Below are 18,909 nucleotides of genomic sequence, written 5' to 3'. Positions count from 1 at the left end.
GTTTTATCTACCTCTCATTAAAGCATTTTTTCAAGAACATCTAAAGTAATATACCTGATAGGCCGATCACTCATATTAGGATGTCCTTTTATAATTTCCATGGGCTGATCAGGATCGCCCAAGGAAGATACGACCATATCGGCCTCGGAAAAATCCTCACCTATTGAATAGAAACTGACAGTTACCATGCAGTGCATACCAGCAGATTTTGCTGCAAGTAAGCCATTTCTACTGTCTTCTACCACAAAACATTCGGATCCCTGTAAGCCAAATCGATCTTTTACTAAATTATAAATATCAGGTGCCGGCTTCTTAGCCTTCACAATATCCCCTGCAAAAATTCCATCAAACCAGTCCAGACGTTCTGAACCCAGTACCGCCCGTAAAAGTGATCTGACGCTTTTCTCATTAGATGTGGAGCAGACAGCCAAGATAACCCCCCTATCATGAGCCTCCTGTATTATTCGCTTTATCCCAGGCCTTATAGGCAACTCGCCCCTCGCGTTCATCTCTGTAAATATTTCTGTCTTACGCTTATGAAGGCCGTTTATAAATTCATCGTTTAAAACTTCAGGTGGCAGAAGATAGCGGTGTTCATTGAAATATGCCCTCATTCTTTCTTTACCGCCGGCAATCTTCACGAGCTCACGATATTCTTCCACACTCCATTCAATATCCAGCCCAGCTTCTTTAAACGCTCTGTTGAAGGCTACACGATGGCCGTCCCTTTCTGTTTCGGCTATGACGCCGTCACAATCAAAGATCAAAGCTCTCAGTATATTTCCCTCGCTATTCAAGGTGAAGCTCCCTCCTATTGACTATATAAGGTGGTATCCTTCCTTCCAGGCAATCTATAACCTGTTTTACAGCTTCAACGGTCATTTTTATTCCGGATTCCTTGGTAAGAGCCGCAGCATGAGGTGTTAGAATAACATTATCCAATGTCAGCAAAGGATCATCTTGTTCTATCGGTTCTTGTGCAAAAACATCTAAGCCCGCTCCCGCTATCCTATGCTCTTTCAGTGCAGACGTTAATGCTCCCTGATCGATCACTTCGCCTCTGCTGGTATTTATAATATACGCTGTCGGCTTCATCAATCTTATCAGATGTTCATCGACCATCTTTTTATTTTCTGGTATATTGGGAACATGTAATGTTATGACATCCGATTGGGTAAATAATGTTTCCACATCGTTGCAGAATCTAATATCATTATCTTTTAGTGCGTTTTCAACATATGGATCATACACCAGCACATGCATTCCCATCGATTTACATCGAAACATAACCTCTCGCCCTATTTTCCCTAGTCCCACGATACCTATAGTTTTACCGAACGCCTCTTCGGATATAAATTCGGAACGTTTGCCCCATTGTCCATTTCGTACATACAAATCCATTTTAGGAAGTTGCTTTAATAAAGCCAGCATCAACGATATGGTATGTTCGGCCACAGCCACAGTGTTTATCCCCGGTAAATTACATACCATTACATTATGCTCGGTAGCAGCTTGTACATCTACATTATCATAACCAGCGCCGGTACGTGAAATTACCTTGAGCTTGGGAGCAGCTTCAATTATACTTCTGGTAATTTTAGCCTTACTCCTTAAAATTATAGCGAAAGTATCGCTAACTTCATCTATAATTGACTGCTCCGATGCATCTTTCGTTATAATTATTTCGGCTTTATCTTTGAGCAACTCCAATCCCTCATCTATTATTCTTTCAGGTAGTAATACTTTTTCCATAATGCATCTCTTCCATAATAATTATAAATAACCTGCTCCGATAAAAGCGGCTTTTATCATTTCCCTTTGCTCATCCGTACAGTCAGCCAGCGGATTCCTGACCTCTCCACCCTTATAACCGAAAATATCACATGCGGCTTTCACACCTGCCACACTATATTTATCGGTAGCATTTTTGCTTAATCTAATCAATTTATCGCTCAACGCGTCGGCTTCCTCTAGCCTTCCATGCACATATAACTCATACAATGAACAACATGGTTCTTGCAAATAATTGGCCATCGACAGTACGCCTCCGGAAGCACCGGCCTTCAGTCCATCCAGAAAATTGGTTATGCTGCCTGCCAGCACATCGAAGTTTTCGTCTTTTACAGCAAGGTATTTGCCTATATTGCCGCTGGACGTATCCTTCATACCAAGGATATTCGGATGAGCGGACAAGGTTCTTACCACCTCAGGCGATATAGTAACACCAGAAGCAAATTTAGGACAATTGTATAAGAGTACAGGAATCGATAGGCCATCGGCTACAGCAGTATAGTATCTTATGAGCGCCGAGTCATCCATAAAAGAAGCAAAGTAGCTTGGGCATAGAACCGAAACGAAATCGGCTCCCATATCTTCTATGCGCTTGCCGAATTCAATGGTACAATATGCGGACTGGCGTGCTATGCCGACCATAAGAACTTTATCTTTCACCATATTTTCTTTAACCGTTTTGAAAACCGAAATTTGCTCATCGTCATTCATATGAGCAAATTCTCCATTGCTTCCCAGAGGCATGTAACCCTTTACGGATGTTAGGTTGGATTTTTGTATATTATAAGCCAGCTTATCCAAATCTACCTTTTGATCAGTAAACGGCGTAACGACCGGTATAAATACGCCTTTCAGTCTATCGTTCATATCATCACTCCTTAAAATTATACTTTATTTGCACTACCAAATATATTCATGAAATTTTCCACTCGATGCATAGTCTGGTTTTCTACATATTCTATAGCCTTTACAGGCTCATAATCCGTTGGGTTAGCTCTGTAATATTCTTCAAATGAATCTCTGAATATGTGCTTTATCTCGGTGGATATGTTTATCTTATTTCCCCCGCATGCTATACATTTTTTAAATGCATCATCAGATAAACCGGTACCTCCGTGTATCGCCAAAGGGACATCAACTCTATCGGCAATTTCATGCAATAAATCGAAATTCACATTGGGCTCTTTATGATAAACACCATGTGCCGTTCCTATAGCGGGTGCCAATACATCTATACCGGTGGCCACAACATATTTGACACATGTATCGGGATCGGCCAAATGGCTTGCTTGCTCATTTACAAATATGTCATCTTCTACGCCCACTATGGCGCCAAGTTCACCCTCTACAGTGACATCTTTGCCCTTGGCCATATTCACAACTTTTTTTGTCATCTCTATATTATCATCCAACGGTAGCGATGATGCATCTATCATAACCGAACTCCACCCCGCATCGATACATTTTTTGATCATATCCAAATCTTTGCAGTGGTCCAAATGAAGAGCCACAGGTATGTCCGTATCCTCGGCCAGCGTCTTAACCCAGCTTACAATCGGCTTATAGCCATACAGCGCTACCGTTTTAGTCGATGTTTGTATGATGACCGGCGACCTTTTTTTTCTTGCCGCCTTGACCACAGCCGATGTAGTAATATAATCGACTATGTTAAATGCCCCCACGGCATAACCCTGCTTTTTTGCATCCAAGAGGATTTCTTTAATATTTACGTAACTCATATATCCACGTCCTCGTTCTAATATTCTTCGACAAGTTCTATTCGCTCATTACTAGGCCCGTAAATAAATATATGTTTGATTCCCTTCCAAAAAGACGGTAGATTCTCAATCTCATCAGGATAAAATTGTATGCCTTTATCTTTAAGTAGCATTGTAAGTGTATTTATATCTTCCACTTTCAATGCTATATGCTGAACGGGGCCGGCTTCTTTAGCTACTGCATCGGGATTAGCGGGCTGCACAAGTTCAATAATGCAGCCCCCGAGCTCCACCACAGCCACCGGCATATTGCCCATGGTCGGATGATCTACGATACCACGCCACTTCACAGTAAAGCCTAATATTTGGGAATAAAACTCTATCGACCTCCCTATATCCTTTGTATAAACACCTATATGATATAATCCTTGAATCAATCTCTAGCCTTCTCTCTGCTTAATAATCTTAACCTTTAATACTACCTAACATTATGCCTTCTACCAAATAGCGCTGGAATACAATAAATATAAATAGCAACGGTACCAAGGACAGGCACGACATGGCAAAAAGCGCACCCCATGAGCTCTCACCGGTTGCATCCACAAACATACGCAGTGCAAGCGACACTGTAAATGTCGGAGGCGCGCTCAAGTAAATCATCTGAGAGAAGAAATCATTCCACGTCCAGATAAATGTAAAAATCGCTACGGTGACAAGCGCCGGTACCGATAACGGCATTATAAACTGCATATATATCCTGAACGTTCCTGCTCCATCTATCCTCGGTGCTTCTAGCAGTTCATTCGATATTCCACGCATGAACTGCACTAATAGAAAGATAAAGAACCCTTCTGTCGCAAAAAACTTCGGCACCAATAACGGCAGATAGGTGTTAACCCATCCTATTTTGCTGAATACTATATACTGCGGGATTAGTCTTACATGAAACGGCAGCATCAGCGTTACCAGCATTATAGCAAAAAGAGTATTCTTGAATCTAAACTCAAGTTTGGAAAAAGCATACGCTGCCATTGAACATGATAATATATTGGCAATAATGCTTACTATTGCTAAGAAAAAAGAGTTTATAAAGAATTTGCCGAAGCTGACCCCTGATACACCTTTCCAGCCGTATATATAGTTATTTAGGGTCGGATTTTTAGGCAGCAGGCTGGTGCTTTGAAATATTTCAACATCTTCTTTAAATGAAGCACTCAGCATCCATATGAGAGGGTATATCATAATCAGCCCAAATAGTATGATTAAAAAGTGCATCAGCAAGTTCCTTCTTTGTTTAACCTTCATTATCTTATATACCCTCCTTATCATTCATCATAATAAACCCATTTTTGAGCCAGAAGAAACATAATAGCTGTTATGATGGCTATTATGATCAATAGCACCCATGCTAAGGCAGATGCGTATCCCATGGAAAAGTGCTGGAATCCTTTGATATAAAGATATAACGTGTAGAATAATGTCGAATCTACAGGCGCTCCCGTTCCTCCACTAATTATATAGGAAGGCGTAAACGCCTGAAATGCATTTATTATGGTCATAACTATGTTGAAGAAGACCATAGGTGTAAGCAATGGTAAAGTTATGTGAAAGAAAGTACCCACTTTGCTCGCTCCGTCTATTTCTGCCGCTTCGTAATAGTCCGGAGATATCTGCTTTAATCCTCCTAGAAATATGACCATAGGAGAGCCAAATTGCCAGATGAGCAACAAGATTAATGTATAAAGTGCTGTATCCGGCGAGGCTATCCAATTCTTCCCTTCAATGCCTACAAGAGATAAGAGTTGATTGATCGCTCCTTCTTTGTTGAACAGCTGCCGCCACAATATAGCTACTGCAACGCTACCGCCGAATAATGACGGCAAATAATATATGGCACGGTATATGCGAATACCGGGTATATTGTTCTTGAACACAGCCGCCAACAGCAGGGCAAAGATCAATTGGAAAGGAACGCCGAGTGCCACATAGGTAAAAGTAACCTGCAGGCTTTTATGAACTCTGGGATCGTTAGCTAAGTCTATATAATTTTTGAGTCCTATCCATTTAGGGGATGTCACAACGTCATATTGTGTAAAAGAGAAATACAATGATAGAACCATAGGAATCGCTGTAAATAAAAGAAAGCCCAAAATCCATGGCGTGAGGAACGCATAGCCTTCCCATGGCCTGTTGAATTTATATTTCTTCATGTGTCAGATCATCACCTCAATTCAATTTAGCTGTTAGAACAGCCTAGAACGTGTTGAAGGTACACGCTCTAGGCCAAAAATATTGTATTGTTACTTTTTATTTGAGTCCAATATAGCCTGTGCTTCAGACACTAGTTGAGCTCCGGCATCTTCCGGTGTTAGTTGATCAAATCTTACTTTTTCAGCAATCTGCTGGAACAGCGAATCAACCTCACTTGCACCGGACGGCGGGAAAGTCGTCGGCGTCGCAATTTCGATCGTTTTTGAGACATAATCTACGATAGCCTTATCCTGCTCATCCAGTAACGGCGTAAGAAATTCTACCATTTTTGTATTAGCTGGTACACCTTGGTCCAATCTGAATAATTTAATTGAGTCTTCGGTATTGACCCAGAAATTTATCAGTTTTGCGGCAGCCAATTTTTTCTCAGGCGTTGTTTTTGAAGAAATTGCAAAGTGAGCGCCTTCAACAAATTCTCCTACTTTCCCATCAGGTTTAGATGGATTTCGGACCATAATAAGTTCAGCTTCTGGCAATGCTGCACTATACAACTTATATTGATTGGGAGGAATACTCACCATAGCCGTTTTCCCTCTTGCTATTAAACTATCTTCAAGTGTAGCTTTTGAGTATTCCGTTGTAGTAGCTGAATCAGGCACAACACCGCTATCACGCAAATCTTTCCACATGGCAAACCATGAAGCAGCATCTTCTTTCGTATATGCTATACTGCCATCTGCCGTATATAAATCTCTACCATTTTGACGCGCCCAATAACGAAATATTTGATAAGCTCCTGAAGCATCTTCTCTTAGCCATGAATCTTTTTTGCCCTTTGCATCAAGTACTGCTCTCGCTTCACTTCCTATAGCCTTGAGATCATCCCATGTCCAGTTAAAATCCGGAACTTGCACACCTAAATCTTCAAGCATTGACTTATTGACAAGCACGGTATTTGTAGTAAGACCCATTGAAATCATATAATTAATGCCATTGACTGTACCACTATCAATAGCTGCCTGAGAGAAATTACTGAGATCAATCGTGCCATCTTTAACGTAAGCATCCAGCGGCTCAAGAACACCTCTGCGTACATAATCACTTGCAAATTGCGGATGCATTCCCATGAAATCTGGAGCCCCACCGCTTGCGCTTTGAACTGTAAGCTTATCCCAATAATCAGTCCAGCTGACCGGTTCACGCGTCAGTTTTATGTTTGGGTTTTTAGCCTCGAATGCATCGCAGATCTGGTTATACAACTCGTGTCGTTTAGTATCTCCCCACCAGGCAACACGTATTTCCACCGGCGCACCTTCATCGACTGCGGGCTTAGAATCATCTGCTCCAGTTGACTCAGGCTTTTCCTCAGGTTCTGTAGCAGTATCCCCTCCACCGCAAGCCGACAACAACATAACCGACATCAGCATTACTGCCATCAAGATTATGGCGATCATCTTTTTCATAGAACAATTTCCTCCTCGATTTAGATAAATTTTATAGATCAACAAGCAGGCTTATAAATTACCACCGCTTGATAATCATCTTTTTGATACAATCACACTATTCGTTCATTTTAAAGTATCAGTATCGACTGTATCATCCAACGGCAAGCCGCCTTGCGCATAGAGATTTCGCCTGGCTATCTTATCACCCTTCATTTCCTGATATGCATATTTATAAACATCATATATAATTTTTTGAGGCACAACAATAACGCCGTCCCCATCTGCGACTACGAGATCACCGGGATAAATAGCTACTCCACCTATACCGATTGGTATATCCTTCTCACAATAGCGTATGCGGCACTGATCCATCGGTTGGGAAACAAACTTCGACCAAACAGGAACTTTCTCCAATATGACTTCATCTGTATCTCGTATACCACCACCGTTGAGCATAAAACCGACAGCTCCTTTGTTCATACATGCCAATGTATTATTAGAACCAAGCAAGCCTACATCTAGCCCACAAATGTCCAAACAGATAAAATCCCCTTCGATAATATCCTTTGACCAATTATCCGTGCATACATTGCCATAATACCAATTAGACCATTCAGTATACTTATCACCAGTTACCATCGGTACCGGTCCTTCAAAAGGCACATATCGTGCTGTTCTGGCAAAACCAATAGCTTTAGTGCGCCATAAAGGCCTTATGCTATGATGGACAGTACCATAATGATGGTAACCGCACCAATCCATCCCATCGCGCACATCGGTTACTCTAAAATCCTTGTACATCTCCAGTATTTCTTTTCGTTCTTTTATATCCATATCAGCCATATCGATTCTCTCCTTCAACATATTTATTATGATGAATATTTAAGATAACGTTTACTCAATGTTCCTGCTAACCTATTATAAATTATCAATCAACGAATATGAGATTTAATTCTGAATGATAAACACCTCCTTGTGCTTAACTAGCATTCAATTTTCATTCCAACAACCGCATTCTCGTAAACGTATTCTTAAATAATATCAAACAATTTCCTACTTTAATGACTTACCGAATACATTTGGTTACTTTCGATCTTTTTGACACTATTGCCTTCTATCAACTGTGGTACATATATGACCTCTCTGTTGCTGACAGCCTTGTTCTTTATACGCTCTAATATCATTTCTCCAGCCTTATTCCCTATAACCCAAGCGTTCAACGTTACAATAGTAGGCTGTACATACATTAATTCTATGTTATCTATATTGCCATAAGCGACGATAGATATATCATTTGGTACATCTATGCCATTTGACCTAAAATACTTCAGCGCCCCCATGGTCATGACATTATTCATAATTACTATAACTGACGGTTTATCCGATGCACTCATTATTTTGGCAGCACCTTGGTATCCCGATTCTAGTGTAAAGTCTCCATCATATCTATAAGGATAATCCTCATTTACTTCTATGCCTACCTCAGACATGGCCTTAACGAAGCCCTTAAACCTTTCTTTACCAGTGCTGACGGTCAACATACCGTTAATAACGCCGATCTTTCTATGTCCTAGCGATAATAAATATGAAACCAGATTATAAGCGCCTTGTATATTATCACTATCTATAAAGTCACCCTTAAATTTATCACTGTACACCTTTCGGTTAACTAATACTAATGGCATATGCTCGCTCAACGATGCTATAAAGTCATCATTTTCACCTGTGGTATTAAGAATCAGACCATCTATTTTTTTGCTTATAAGCAGCTTCAAATACTCTAATTCTCTCTCCTTTTTATCCTCCGTACTGCATACTATGAGATTATACCCTTCATTATGAATGACATCTTCAACCGCTTTAGCCATAGTGGTAAAATAATTATTCGATATATCAGACACCAAAAATCCTATAGTATTAGTAGCATCGTTCTTTAAACTTCTAGCTACTGAATTGGGATAATAATGCAATTCTTCAATAGCTCGCAAAACCCTCTCTTTTATATCCGGGCTCACATAGTAGTTATCGTTTATAACCCTTGATACTGTGGCTATTGAGACACCGGCACGTTTAGCTATGTCCCTTATAGTTACGCCAGCCACTCGCTACCCCCTCAATAAATATATTTAAGTAAACGTATTCTTGAACTATTACTAGTATAGTACGGCTTTATTCCCTTGTCAATACTCATTATAAAATTTTTATATAGAATAATTTCCCTATAGAAGCCATGCGTGATTATGTAAATATTCCTTCACTTTGCATCGATAGCATGATATACTGAAAATAAACAAAGTTTGCTTAGGAGGTATGTTCCGATTGCAGGACTTGTCAAAGCGTAAAGCTTCGAAAAATCGTACCATAGAGTTGTCCGATGATGAAAAATCATTATATAGTTCTAGGCTTTTATATCTTAATAAGCCCGTGTCAGTATCTGATATTACGGATCGCACTATAAACCAGGATATATTCAGCGCAGCCAGGTTTTTGCCACAGCAATTTGTCAATCTGTTGTTCGTTGATCCGCCATATAATATGAGCAAAACTTTTAACGGGAATACCTTTAATAAAATGAGTATGGACCAATATACTCAATGGCTCGAGTCATGGCTAACTCTTTTAATCCCCGCTTTAAAGCCCATAGCTTCATTGTATATATGCGGTGATTGGCGTTCGAGTGCTGCTATATTCGAAGTTATGTCAAAATATTTCATTATAAGAAACCGTATCACTTGGGAAAGGGAAAAAGGTCGCGGTTCCAAAACCAATTGGAAGAATGCCTCGGAGGATATATGGTTTTGTACCGTATCCAATAAATATACTTTCAATGCGGAAAACGTAAAACTCAAGAGACTTGTAAAAGCCCCTTATAAAGATGGTTCCGGTCAGCCAAAGGATTGGCATTATGACGGCAAAAATAAATATAGGCTTACCTACCCGTCCAACATATGGACCGATATAACGGTACCCTTCTGGTCCATGCCGGAAAATACTCATCATCCCACCCAAAAACCGGAAAAGTTATTGGCCAAGATAATTTTGGCCAGCTCCAATCCCGGTGACATCATACTGGACCCGTTTCTGGGCTCTGGTACAACATCGGTTGTAGCTAAAAAGCTAGGTAGACGATACGTCGGCATAGAAATAGATAATACCTATTGCTGCCTGGCCGAGAAACGTTTGGCTGCTGCCGATCGTGATCGTTCTATACAAGGATATAGCGATGGTGTGTTTTGGGAGAGAAACTCTCTCAATCATTTATGATACGGCTCGCCGCTGTTTATCTTGAAGCAACGGTATACCTGTTCCAGCAATATCAACCGCATCAATTGATGGGGAAATGTCATGGGAGAAAACGAGAGGAGCATATCGGCTCTGGCTAGTACTTCTGATGATAAGCCAAGCGAGCCGCCTATAATAAAGGTTATACTGCTATGTCCCGAAATCATAAGATCTAGTATATAGCCAGCCAATCGTTCCGATGACATCATCGCGCCCTCTATGGCCAACGCTATAATATATTCATTGCTTTTTATATGCTCTAAAATAGCCCGGCCTTCTTTAATTTTAACGCTTTCCACATCAGCTTTGGAAAGCTCCTGAGGCGCCTGTTGCTCCGCCACCTCTATTATGTTGAGGCGACAATATGGCCTCAAGCGTTTCACATATTCGTCTATGGCGTCGCGGATATATCGCTCTCGAATCTTTCCCACTGCTACAACATTTATATTCATCATTACCCGACCAAAACATTCTTTTTGTTATATTGTTCGTTATATAAGCTGTAGTATATGCCCTGGCGTTTTAATAATTCGCTGTGCGTTCCGCTTTCCACTATCTCACCGTTCTCTAGTACCACTATGATATCGGCATCCATTATAGTGGATAGCCTGTGCGCGATGATTATAGTGGTACGTCCTTTCATCAAACGGTTCAAAGCGTTTTGAATAAGGTTTTCAGCCTGAGAGTCCAAAGCGGATGTGGCTTCGTCCAATATAAGTATGGGTGGGTTCTTAAGAAATGCCCTGGCTATGGCTATTCGCTGCTTCTGGCCGCCTGACAATTTAGCACCGCGTTCTCCCACCTCAGTATAATAACCGTTTGGCAGAGATTTGATAAAGCCATGAGCATCGGCCGCTTTAGCCGCAGCTTTTACATCCCTTTTAGAGGCGCGAGGGTTGCCGTAAAGTATATTATCGTAGATCGTCCCGTTGAATAAGACAGTATCCTGCATAACCATGCCTATTTGCTGGCGCAAAGATTTGAGCGTTACATCACGTATATCATAACCATCCACCCTTATAGCCCCTTCGGTCACATCATAAAAGCGCGGTAAAAGGCTTACAAATGTGGATTTACCAGCCCCGCTGTGGCCCACAAGCGCTACGCGCTGACCCGGCTGTATAGTGATGTTTATATGCTTCAATATCTTATCGCTGCCTTCATAGGCAAAACTTACGTTATCGTACTCGATTAAACCGTTTACCCTTTTTAAGACTACAGCATTCTCTTTATCCTTTATTTCTGGCTGTTCGTCAAATAGTTCGAATATCCGATCTATAGCAGCCAGAGAATTGGCTACCACTATATCCAAATCGGATAATTGGGCTATAGGCTGATATAACTGACCAAGGTACATATAGAATGCGGTCATGGCGCCTACCGTCAATGTACCGGACAGCACTCTGGAACTCCCATACCAAACTACTATGACCGGCCCTATGCTGGTCAATAAACCGGACATCATCTGCACAAATGCCGATACTTTAGTATTATCCACAGTACTTTTATACAGCTTGCGTGCCTTTTTGAAAAACATGTGGAGCTCGAATTTCTCGCCGGTAAACACTTTTATAAGATCCATGGCTGTAAGCCGCTCGCTGATCTCGCCCGCCATCTCGGCTGTATCGCGCTGTATCTGTCTGCTTGTTATTCTAGCCTTTGTACGCATATTCTTCTGTACATAGAAATATGCCGGAAACGCTACCATAGCTATAAGCGTCATCTTCCAATCCATCGACAGCATTATACCTATCACCACTATCAATGATAACACACTCATCCACAAGTTGGTCAAAGCATTGCCTACCATATTTTGCGCCAGAGCCACATCGTTTATAACGCGGGAAACTATAGCCCCGCTTTGATTCCTCTTAAAATATGAATTAGATAGACTCATAACGTGTTCATACAAATCTGTACGCAGATCGAGTATAAGGCGTTGGCCGGCCAGTCCGGATAAATACCGTCTGAAATATGTGGCAGGAGCCCATACGATAAGGTATATAGCTACAAGGCTTATCATTATAATTCCTACCGTATGGTATTTTTGCGCTACATTTATGCCTTGAACCAGCAAAACGTTATCTATAAGGTATTGAAATACTTTGGGAAATATCATCGGCACTGCAAACCTTATAAACCCACCTATGGTCGATAAAAGTATAAGAAACCAATATGGCTTTATATACTTTAAAAACCTCATCAATGAAGATTGCATTTATATAACTTCCCCCTCAAAGCAGCAAGCTTAATATCTTTATTCCTGATTGGCAGCGCGTGCCGCATTCAATATGGCCTGTGCCATGACCTCTACTGCCGCTACACCCACTTGAGTTACATCGGCCGCTACCTTCTGCGTTGCCAGCGCGAATACGGTATCGCCGTCGTACATGGTATGCACCGGCCGTATAGCCAATGCATAACCATCGTGAGCCATTTGTGCCACCTTGTTTATGCCCTCCTTATCGAGCATTGCATTGGTAGCCACGACACCTATAGTGGTATTACCGAAGCCTCTGTGTTGAAGATCACCATTGAGCATATGATGGACTGTGTCGACAAAGCGCCCGTCGTCATCGCGGCATCCGGCTATTATATCACCGCTTCTATAATCGACCACATCACCTAAAGCGTTCACGGCCACTATAGCCCCCACTACCAAATCGCCTATGCTCAAGCTAGCTGAACCGACGCCTCCTTTCATAGCATGCTTTAAACCGAGCATCTTGCCGACAGTAGCACCAGTACCCGCACCTACGCATCCTTGTTCTACATATCCGGTTGTCGCACTTAAACAAGCTTTATAACCCATAGCCTTATCCGGATATGCCGTAGGATCCCCTACGTCCAAATCAAACAACACGGCTGCCGGAACTATGGGTACAGGCCTGGCTCCGCTGTTAAAACCCACTCCATGTTCCGATAAGTATTGCATAACACCAGAGGCTGCATCCAAGCCAAAAGCGCTGCCTCCTGTCAACAGTATAGCATGAGCCTCTCTTACCAAATTAACTGGGCGTAAAAGATCGGTCTCTCTGGTACCGGGCGCTGAGCCGCGCACATCAGCTCCGGCTACCGCTCCATCCGAACAGAATACCACTGTGCAGCCCGTCAGCCCGGTAAAATCACTTGCATGGCCGACCTTTATTCCTTCTACATCTGTTATATTATTATACATAGCCTTCCACCCCTCTGATCGATACATCGCCGGATATAATGCGCTTCTTCTCGCCATGGCCGTCCAATACTATCAATGCGCCGTCATCGTCTATATCCGTGACCATCCCCTCCCACGATACGTCACCTTTGGATATAACGGCACGCCGGCCCACATTGATGCATTTCTCGCGATATTCAACCATCAAATCATGCCATTGATTAGCATTAATAAAACAAGTATAAAGCTCGTCTATGTTTCGCGATATGTATCTAAATAGATTTTTTCTGTCGACATTATATCCTAACTCTATAGCCAAAGAAGTAGCTTTATCCTTTAACTCATCGGGAATATCTTCAGCAGACATATTTGCATTTATCCCTATACCTATAACTACATGATTCACCTTATCCACTTCAGCGCTCATCTCGGTCAATATGCCGCATATCTTTTTACCGGACACCACCAAATCATTAGGCCATTTAATGTCGACTTTCAATCCCGTACACTCTTCTATAGCATTGGATACGGCCAAAGCGGACAATAGCGTGAGCTTTTGTGCTTCCATAGGTTGTATATCCGGCCTAAGCACCACAGACATCCATATACCCCTGTATTGCGGCGATACCCATTGGCGTCCGAGACGGCCTCGGCCCCCTGTCTGCTCCTCAGCCACTACTATCAATCCCTCGCGGCAGCCATTATTTGCAAGCTCCTTTGCTTTATCATTGGTAGAACCTATGCTTAAAAAATGGACTATCTCCCGACCTATAATCGATGTATCCAATCCCAGACTTATCTCATCAGGCCACAATACATCAGGGCATGCTATAAGCTTATATCCGGCACGCGAATGGCTTTCTATAACATATCCCATTTCTTTTAATTCGTTTATGTATTTCCAGACGGCTGTACGGCTTATATTTAAACTCCTGCTTATATCTTCTCCGGAAACAAACCCCCCTTGAGATGATAAAAGCATATTTAACACAACGCTTCTACTCATTTTATTCATGCCTTTATTATATCATAAACACCGTATAATAACAAAAGCCCCTCCTCTATAAGGAAGGACTTTTGTTATAAAATATCATTTCACTTGCACAAACGTCTTTTTCTCGGCCGATTCTAAGCAAGCTAACACTATCTTAAGCGCTTTATAGCCTTCATCGCCCGATATGATCGGCTGCTCACCGTTAACTATATGCTTCACAAAAAGGTCTATCACACCGCTGCTCACCTGTTTTTCGTTGGTAGCTATTTCGCCCACCTTATAACAGGCTCTCTGTCCATTTGTATAATTCACTACTACCTCGAAATCAGGATCTGCGCCCAATTTCATAACGCCTTTCTCGCAGTAAATGGTAGTGCTGTTGTCCTCGCCGCCTCTATATGTCCAACTTGCGGTCAACGTGCCTATGACACCGCTCTCGGACTTTAACACACATACAGCGTTATCATCAACGTCTATCAATTGGCCATCATCATATGTCTTGCCGCGTGTTTCTACAAAAGCGCCCACTTCGACGATTTCTTCCCCAAGCAACCAGCGTATGAGATCGGCTTTGTGTACGCCAAGATCTCCCATAGCACCGACAAATGCTTCTTTTTTGCGGAAAAACCACGTGTTTTTGCTTTTATCCACGCACCAACCCTCGGGACCAGCATGGCCGAAAGTAGTACGAAAACTATATATCTTACCCAATTCGCCGCTCTCCAGAATTTGCTTGGCTTTCACATGAGGCGGCATCAAGCGTTGATTATGGCCTATCATCAATATTTTACCGCTGCGTTTGGCTGTTCTTATCATAGCCTCGGCCTCTTCGGCTGACGTAGCCATTGGCTTTTCGCATAATACGTGTTTGCCGGCTTCTAATGCAGCTATGGATACAGGTGCATGCAGATAATTGGGAAGACAAACGCTTACAGCATCTATATCCTTCCTGTTTATAACATCCATATAGTCGGTATAAACCTTGCCGCCATATACATCGGCTAAAGCCTTTGCCCTATCTTTTACTATATCGCATAGCGCTGCGATCTCCACATTAGGATTGGCAGCATATTCCGGAACATGGCGATGAATGGCTATAGAACCGCAACCTATTACGCCAACCTTTATTTTATCCATAATATGTATTCTCCTTTCCATATAATATCCTGTCTTTATTTTACCTCATAGAAAGTGATTTATCAATACACCCATCCATATTCATAGCCGGTTTCATACATGGTAAGTATGTTCTCAACAGGGCTGACTGCTTGAATATTATGGCATGGCGCCAATATATAACCGCCTCCATCTCCTAATATGCGTATATTATCTACGACCTCTTGCTTTACCTCCTCTACAGTACCAAAAGCCAATGTATATTGATTATCCACACCGCCATGGAATACCAACTTATCGCCGAAGTCGCGTTTTAATCCTTCTCTATCCATACCTGCGCACTTCCATTGAATGGGATTTAGTATGTCTATGCCCGCCTTTACCATATCGGGCAATATTTTTCGTATCGAACCATCGCTATGATGGAAGGCATAGGCTCCCGCCTGATGAGCGAGATCTATCATGCGTTTCATACGCGGTATTAAAAACTCATGTATTTGAGCCGGCGAGTACATAAGATCCTTTTCAGAGCCCATATCCTCAGCTATGTAGCTGTACGTTACCTTACCCGGTATTTGTTCATATATACGGCATGTATTCTCATAACAAAAATCGAACAATTTATCCAGGCAGTAATGTACTATATCAGGATGTAGTATAAGGTCCATAAAAGCTTGTTCCTGTCCGCGTAAATCTTTATACGTCAGGAACGGCTCAGATCCCCCTGCTTGTACCGGGTACATTTCCTTGCCTTTTAATTGATTTGGTATATCGGAATAATCATACCAGTCAATGTTGGGCCATACATAATTAGCCTCAATCTCATCGACGGTTTCATACTGCGCAAGCGGATGGTATATGCACTCTCTATATGTACCGGTACTATAGCTTACATTTCTGTACCTGCAACCATAGATATCGGCATCATCCGGCACTTGTGGCCCAATATACCTAGGCCCGACTGATACCGGCCTATCTATATGTAGTCTCTCATACATCTCCCGTTGGGTAGAACAGCCCAAGTATTTTCTGAGCTTGTCATTCACCTCATCCGTAGCCCAATAGTCCATAGGCAAACGATCAGGCTTTTGACGATTCAATACAGCCAGCCATCTCTCCTTCGGGGTCATAGTTTCTTTTGGCATAATAGCTACCCCTTCTCGAACATAGTCCGTAAAATTTATTTCTATTATATCAGCAATATATTACTAGTCCTATAATTATCTTGCGAAAAATATACCGCACCAATCTTGTGTCTATTCAGGAATTATTATGCATAAGCGACGTAACGATTAGCCTCAAGGCGATTTTGTGGAGGATATCTGATGAAACACATGAGCCGGAGGCTAATCGTTACCAAGCCTTTGGGATGGCTGAATAGACACCAATTTTATAAGTCTGCCAAGGCTTTCACCTTATGAAGAGACTCGAGCGCAGATGCTTCAGGGGCATATTCCAGGCCGACATAACCATTGTAGCCGGTTTCATCTATAGCCTTGAATACATTCGCATAGTTAATCTCTCCGGTGCCCGGCTCATGGCGACCAGGTACATCGGCTACATGAAAATGGCCAATAAGCTCTATGTTCTCGGTTATGGTTTGTATGAGGTTACCTTCAGTCACCTGTTGGTGATATATATCGTACAAAAGCTTGACATTTGGGCTGCTAACGGCACGTATTATATCAAAGCCTTCGGCTGACGAGTAAAGATAGTACCCCTTATGGTTCACAGCTATATTGAGAGGTTCCACGACGAGCGTAACCCCCGCTCTTTCAGCTAGCGGGGCCATCATCTTTAGACTTTCTACAATACTATCGTGCTGTATCGATCGGGGTAAGTCCTTTATCTCCTGTCCAACCGTTACTATAATATTTTTTGCGTCAAGCTTTTGTGCTATAGCTATGCTCTCCTGAGCTACTTTAAGGGCTATATCATGTCCATCTGGATCTACAAGCCCGCTTTTTTGCCATAATCCAGCTAATTCAGGATCAATGCTGCTCATGGTAAAGCCCGCTATTGGCAATTCATGTTGCTTGCTGGCTTTTTCTATAGCCTCCAGATCCTTACCTCCAAGCCCCCAAAATTCAAAGGCTGGTAGTCCCGCTTGCTTAACGGCAGCTATTCTGTCGCAAAAATCCAATTCCCTAAATATCATTTCTATACAAGCTGATAACTTTATCATAATACCGCCTCCTATAGCTTAACGGGCAAGCCACTATCAATCGACTGATTGGCTGCCAGCGTTAACTGCAGCGATTTAACGGCATCGGCATATGATGAACGCACCATATTTGGGTCTTTAGCCCTTACAGCATCTATAAATATGCGATCCTCCCTCATGCCTTGATCTTGTGCTGTTATATATTCCTCCATATGATAGCGTTTTATGAAACGCACGGCATGACGCAGATCATATTCGACTCGAGAATCACTGCACATAATGCGTAAACCGTTTCCCTTGCCGGGAGCATCATCATCAAGATAGCAACCAGTAAATAGCGTAGCTATAACACCGTTTTTTAACATCATAGTCGTCGAGGAGTAATCTTCCACGTTATATCCTGGTATATCTTTTACTATGCCTCGCCCGGCGCAGCTATAAACCATATCGGCTTCACCGAATAAATAACGCAGCATGTCAAATAAATGTATATTTTGTTCCACTATTTGGCCACCAGATTGTTTTTTATCCTTCCACCACGGTACCCCCGGTATACCACCTATCCATGAACCGTAAACTATGCCCACCGATCGGCCTTCTAGATATGTTTTTGCCTTTTCTATAATATCGAGATAACGATCCTGAAAACCGACTGCCGATACTATGCCCGCTTTATCTATAGCATCTTTCACTTCATTGGCTTTTTCCATAGACAGAGCCATAGGCTTTTCTACAAAGATATTAAAACCTTTTTCGATAGCCCTTGTTTCGGTATCGGTATGCTGATCGGGTGGTATGCATACATATACGGCGTCGAGCGCATCCTCAACGTCATATAGTTCTTTATGAGTAGGATATATACGGGCACCGCCCACCTTTTGGCTCATTGCCACACGTCGTTCTTCTATAGGATCGGCCACCGCCACTATATCGACGTCATCCATTTCTAGCAGATGATTTACGTGGTAGTTAGCTATACCACCGCATCCTATAAGCCCTATTTTTACCTTATCCATTTATAAAACCCCCCT

The 18,909-nt window shown here is 42.1% G+C and carries 19 protein-coding genes; 1 reads left to right on the top strand and 18 read right to left on the bottom strand.

Going from position 1 to position 18,909, the window contains the following annotated elements:
* Positions 1 to 17: 17 nt before the first annotated feature.
* The 10 genes from MAHAU_RS06535 to MAHAU_RS06490 form a co-directional block, all read right to left on the bottom strand.
* Complete coding sequence (locus MAHAU_RS06535; RefSeq protein ID WP_013780936.1) at positions 18 to 797, bottom strand: HAD-IA family hydrolase; 780 nt, start codon at positions 795 to 797, stop codon at positions 18 to 20.
* The gene (locus tag MAHAU_RS06530) at positions 790 to 1,752 is read right to left on the bottom strand and encodes a hydroxyacid dehydrogenase (RefSeq protein WP_013780935.1); all 963 of its coding nucleotides are present in this window, start codon (positions 1,750 to 1,752) and stop codon (positions 790 to 792) included. Before MAHAU_RS06530 ends, MAHAU_RS06535 begins: the two co-directional genes overlap by 8 nt.
* Before the next feature lie 21 nt (positions 1,753 to 1,773).
* Positions 1,774 to 2,658: a dihydrodipicolinate synthase family protein gene (locus tag MAHAU_RS06525; protein ID WP_013780934.1), complete on the bottom strand. Its 885-nt coding sequence runs from the start codon at positions 2,656 to 2,658 to the stop codon at positions 1,774 to 1,776.
* 17 nt (positions 2,659 to 2,675) lie between these two features.
* Positions 2,676 to 3,530: a class II fructose-bisphosphate aldolase gene (locus MAHAU_RS06520; protein ID WP_013780933.1), complete on the bottom strand. Its 855-nt coding sequence runs from the start codon at positions 3,528 to 3,530 to the stop codon at positions 2,676 to 2,678.
* Between the two features lie 17 nt (positions 3,531 to 3,547).
* The gene (locus MAHAU_RS06515; RefSeq protein WP_013780932.1) at positions 3,548 to 3,946 is read right to left on the bottom strand and encodes a VOC family protein; all 399 of its coding nucleotides are present in this window, start codon (positions 3,944 to 3,946) and stop codon (positions 3,548 to 3,550) included.
* A gap of 28 nt (positions 3,947 to 3,974) precedes the next feature.
* Positions 3,975 to 4,814: a carbohydrate ABC transporter permease gene (locus MAHAU_RS06510; protein ID WP_013780931.1), complete on the bottom strand. Its 840-nt coding sequence runs from the start codon at positions 4,812 to 4,814 to the stop codon at positions 3,975 to 3,977.
* A 20-nt stretch (positions 4,815 to 4,834) separates the two neighbouring features.
* Complete coding sequence (locus tag MAHAU_RS06505; RefSeq protein WP_013780930.1) at positions 4,835 to 5,719, bottom strand: carbohydrate ABC transporter permease; 885 nt, start codon at positions 5,717 to 5,719, stop codon at positions 4,835 to 4,837.
* Between the two features lie 90 nt (positions 5,720 to 5,809).
* Positions 5,810 to 7,183, bottom strand: coding sequence for an ABC transporter substrate-binding protein (locus MAHAU_RS06500; protein ID WP_013780929.1), 1,374 nt, complete (start codon positions 7,181 to 7,183; stop codon positions 5,810 to 5,812).
* 105 nt (positions 7,184 to 7,288) lie between these two features.
* Complete coding sequence (locus MAHAU_RS06495; protein ID WP_013780928.1) at positions 7,289 to 8,008, bottom strand: RraA family protein; 720 nt, start codon at positions 8,006 to 8,008, stop codon at positions 7,289 to 7,291.
* Between the two features lie 215 nt (positions 8,009 to 8,223).
* Entirely contained in the window at positions 8,224 to 9,267 is a 1,044-nt protein-coding gene (locus tag MAHAU_RS06490) for a LacI family DNA-binding transcriptional regulator (protein ID WP_013780927.1), read from the bottom strand.
* A gap of 208 nt (positions 9,268 to 9,475) precedes the next feature.
* Here MAHAU_RS06490 and MAHAU_RS06485 point away from each other — a divergent pair, with 208 nt between their 5' ends.
* A complete protein-coding gene (locus MAHAU_RS06485; RefSeq protein WP_041643917.1) occupies positions 9,476 to 10,429 on the top strand; it encodes a DNA-methyltransferase in 954 nt (317 codons plus the stop codon).
* Here MAHAU_RS06485 and rlmH read toward each other — a convergent pair.
* From rlmH to MAHAU_RS06445, 8 genes are all read right to left on the bottom strand, one after another.
* Entirely contained in the window at positions 10,420 to 10,899 is a 480-nt protein-coding gene (gene rlmH, locus MAHAU_RS06480) for a 23S rRNA (pseudouridine(1915)-N(3))-methyltransferase RlmH (protein ID WP_041644413.1), read from the bottom strand. The two genes, MAHAU_RS06485 and rlmH, sit on opposite strands and share 10 nt — an antisense overlap.
* 2 nt (positions 10,900 to 10,901) lie before the next feature.
* The gene (locus MAHAU_RS06475; RefSeq protein WP_013780924.1) at positions 10,902 to 12,665 is read right to left on the bottom strand and encodes an ABC transporter ATP-binding protein; all 1,764 of its coding nucleotides are present in this window, start codon (positions 12,663 to 12,665) and stop codon (positions 10,902 to 10,904) included.
* 39 nt (positions 12,666 to 12,704) lie between these two features.
* Positions 12,705 to 13,625 (bottom strand): P1 family peptidase, encoded by a 921-nt coding sequence (locus MAHAU_RS06470; protein WP_013780923.1) that lies wholly within the window; start codon positions 13,623 to 13,625, stop codon positions 12,705 to 12,707.
* Complete coding sequence (locus MAHAU_RS06465; RefSeq protein ID WP_013780922.1) at positions 13,618 to 14,610, bottom strand: biotin--[acetyl-CoA-carboxylase] ligase; 993 nt, start codon at positions 14,608 to 14,610, stop codon at positions 13,618 to 13,620. Before MAHAU_RS06465 ends, MAHAU_RS06470 begins: the two co-directional genes overlap by 8 nt.
* Positions 14,611 to 14,694: 84 nt before the next feature.
* Positions 14,695 to 15,735: a Gfo/Idh/MocA family protein gene (locus MAHAU_RS06460; RefSeq protein WP_013780921.1), complete on the bottom strand. Its 1,041-nt coding sequence runs from the start codon at positions 15,733 to 15,735 to the stop codon at positions 14,695 to 14,697.
* A gap of 62 nt (positions 15,736 to 15,797) precedes the next feature.
* Positions 15,798 to 16,859 (bottom strand): uroporphyrinogen decarboxylase family protein, encoded by a 1,062-nt coding sequence (locus MAHAU_RS06455; RefSeq protein WP_013780920.1) that lies wholly within the window; start codon positions 16,857 to 16,859, stop codon positions 15,798 to 15,800.
* A 245-nt stretch (positions 16,860 to 17,104) separates the two neighbouring features.
* Entirely contained in the window at positions 17,105 to 17,899 is a 795-nt protein-coding gene (locus MAHAU_RS06450) for a hydroxypyruvate isomerase family protein (protein WP_013780919.1), read from the bottom strand.
* A gap of 11 nt (positions 17,900 to 17,910) precedes the next feature.
* The gene (locus tag MAHAU_RS06445) at positions 17,911 to 18,894 is read right to left on the bottom strand and encodes a Gfo/Idh/MocA family protein (RefSeq protein ID WP_013780918.1); all 984 of its coding nucleotides are present in this window, start codon (positions 18,892 to 18,894) and stop codon (positions 17,911 to 17,913) included.
* Positions 18,895 to 18,909: the final 15 nt, after the last annotated feature.

Source organism: Mahella australiensis 50-1 BON (genome assembly GCF_000213255.1).
In the GTDB taxonomy this organism is placed as follows: domain Bacteria; phylum Bacillota; class Clostridia; order Mahellales; family Mahellaceae; genus Mahella; species Mahella australiensis.
This window is presented reverse-complemented; position numbering and strand designations above follow the sequence as displayed.

Coding starts and splice junctions, on each gene's coding strand:
- MAHAU_RS06530 (WP_013780935.1), bottom strand. CDS start 1,752: ATGGAAAAAGTATTACTACCTGAAAGAATAATAGATGAGGGATTGGAG.
- MAHAU_RS06525 (WP_013780934.1), bottom strand. CDS start 2,658: ATGAACGATAGACTGAAAGGCGTATTTATACCGGTCGTTACGCCGTTT.
- MAHAU_RS06520 (WP_013780933.1), bottom strand. CDS start 3,530: ATGAGTTACGTAAATATTAAAGAAATCCTCTTGGATGCAAAAAAGCAG.
- MAHAU_RS06510 (WP_013780931.1), bottom strand. CDS start 4,814: ATGAAGGTTAAACAAAGAAGGAACTTGCTGATGCACTTTTTAATCATA.
- MAHAU_RS06505 (WP_013780930.1), bottom strand. CDS start 5,719: ATGAAGAAATATAAATTCAACAGGCCATGGGAAGGCTATGCGTTCCTC.
- MAHAU_RS06500 (WP_013780929.1), bottom strand. CDS start 7,183: ATGAAAAAGATGATCGCCATAATCTTGATGGCAGTAATGCTGATGTCG.
- MAHAU_RS06495 (WP_013780928.1), bottom strand. CDS start 8,008: ATGGCTGATATGGATATAAAAGAACGAAAAGAAATACTGGAGATGTAC.
- MAHAU_RS06485 (WP_041643917.1), top strand. CDS start 9,476: ATGTTCCGATTGCAGGACTTGTCAAAGCGTAAAGCTTCGAAAAATCGT.
- rlmH (WP_041644413.1), bottom strand. CDS start 10,899: ATGAATATAAATGTTGTAGCAGTGGGAAAGATTCGAGAGCGATATATC.
- MAHAU_RS06475 (WP_013780924.1), bottom strand. CDS start 12,665: ATGCAATCTTCATTGATGAGGTTTTTAAAGTATATAAAGCCATATTGG.
- MAHAU_RS06470 (WP_013780923.1), bottom strand. CDS start 13,625: ATGTATAATAATATAACAGATGTAGAAGGAATAAAGGTCGGCCATGCA.
- MAHAU_RS06465 (WP_013780922.1), bottom strand. CDS start 14,610: ATGAGTAGAAGCGTTGTGTTAAATATGCTTTTATCATCTCAAGGGGGG.
- MAHAU_RS06460 (WP_013780921.1), bottom strand. CDS start 15,735: ATGGATAAAATAAAGGTTGGCGTAATAGGTTGCGGTTCTATAGCCATT.
- MAHAU_RS06455 (WP_013780920.1), bottom strand. CDS start 16,859: ATGCCAAAAGAAACTATGACCCCGAAGGAGAGATGGCTGGCTGTATTG.
- MAHAU_RS06450 (WP_013780919.1), bottom strand. CDS start 17,899: ATGATAAAGTTATCAGCTTGTATAGAAATGATATTTAGGGAATTGGAT.
- MAHAU_RS06445 (WP_013780918.1), bottom strand. CDS start 18,894: ATGGATAAGGTAAAAATAGGGCTTATAGGATGCGGTGGTATAGCTAAC.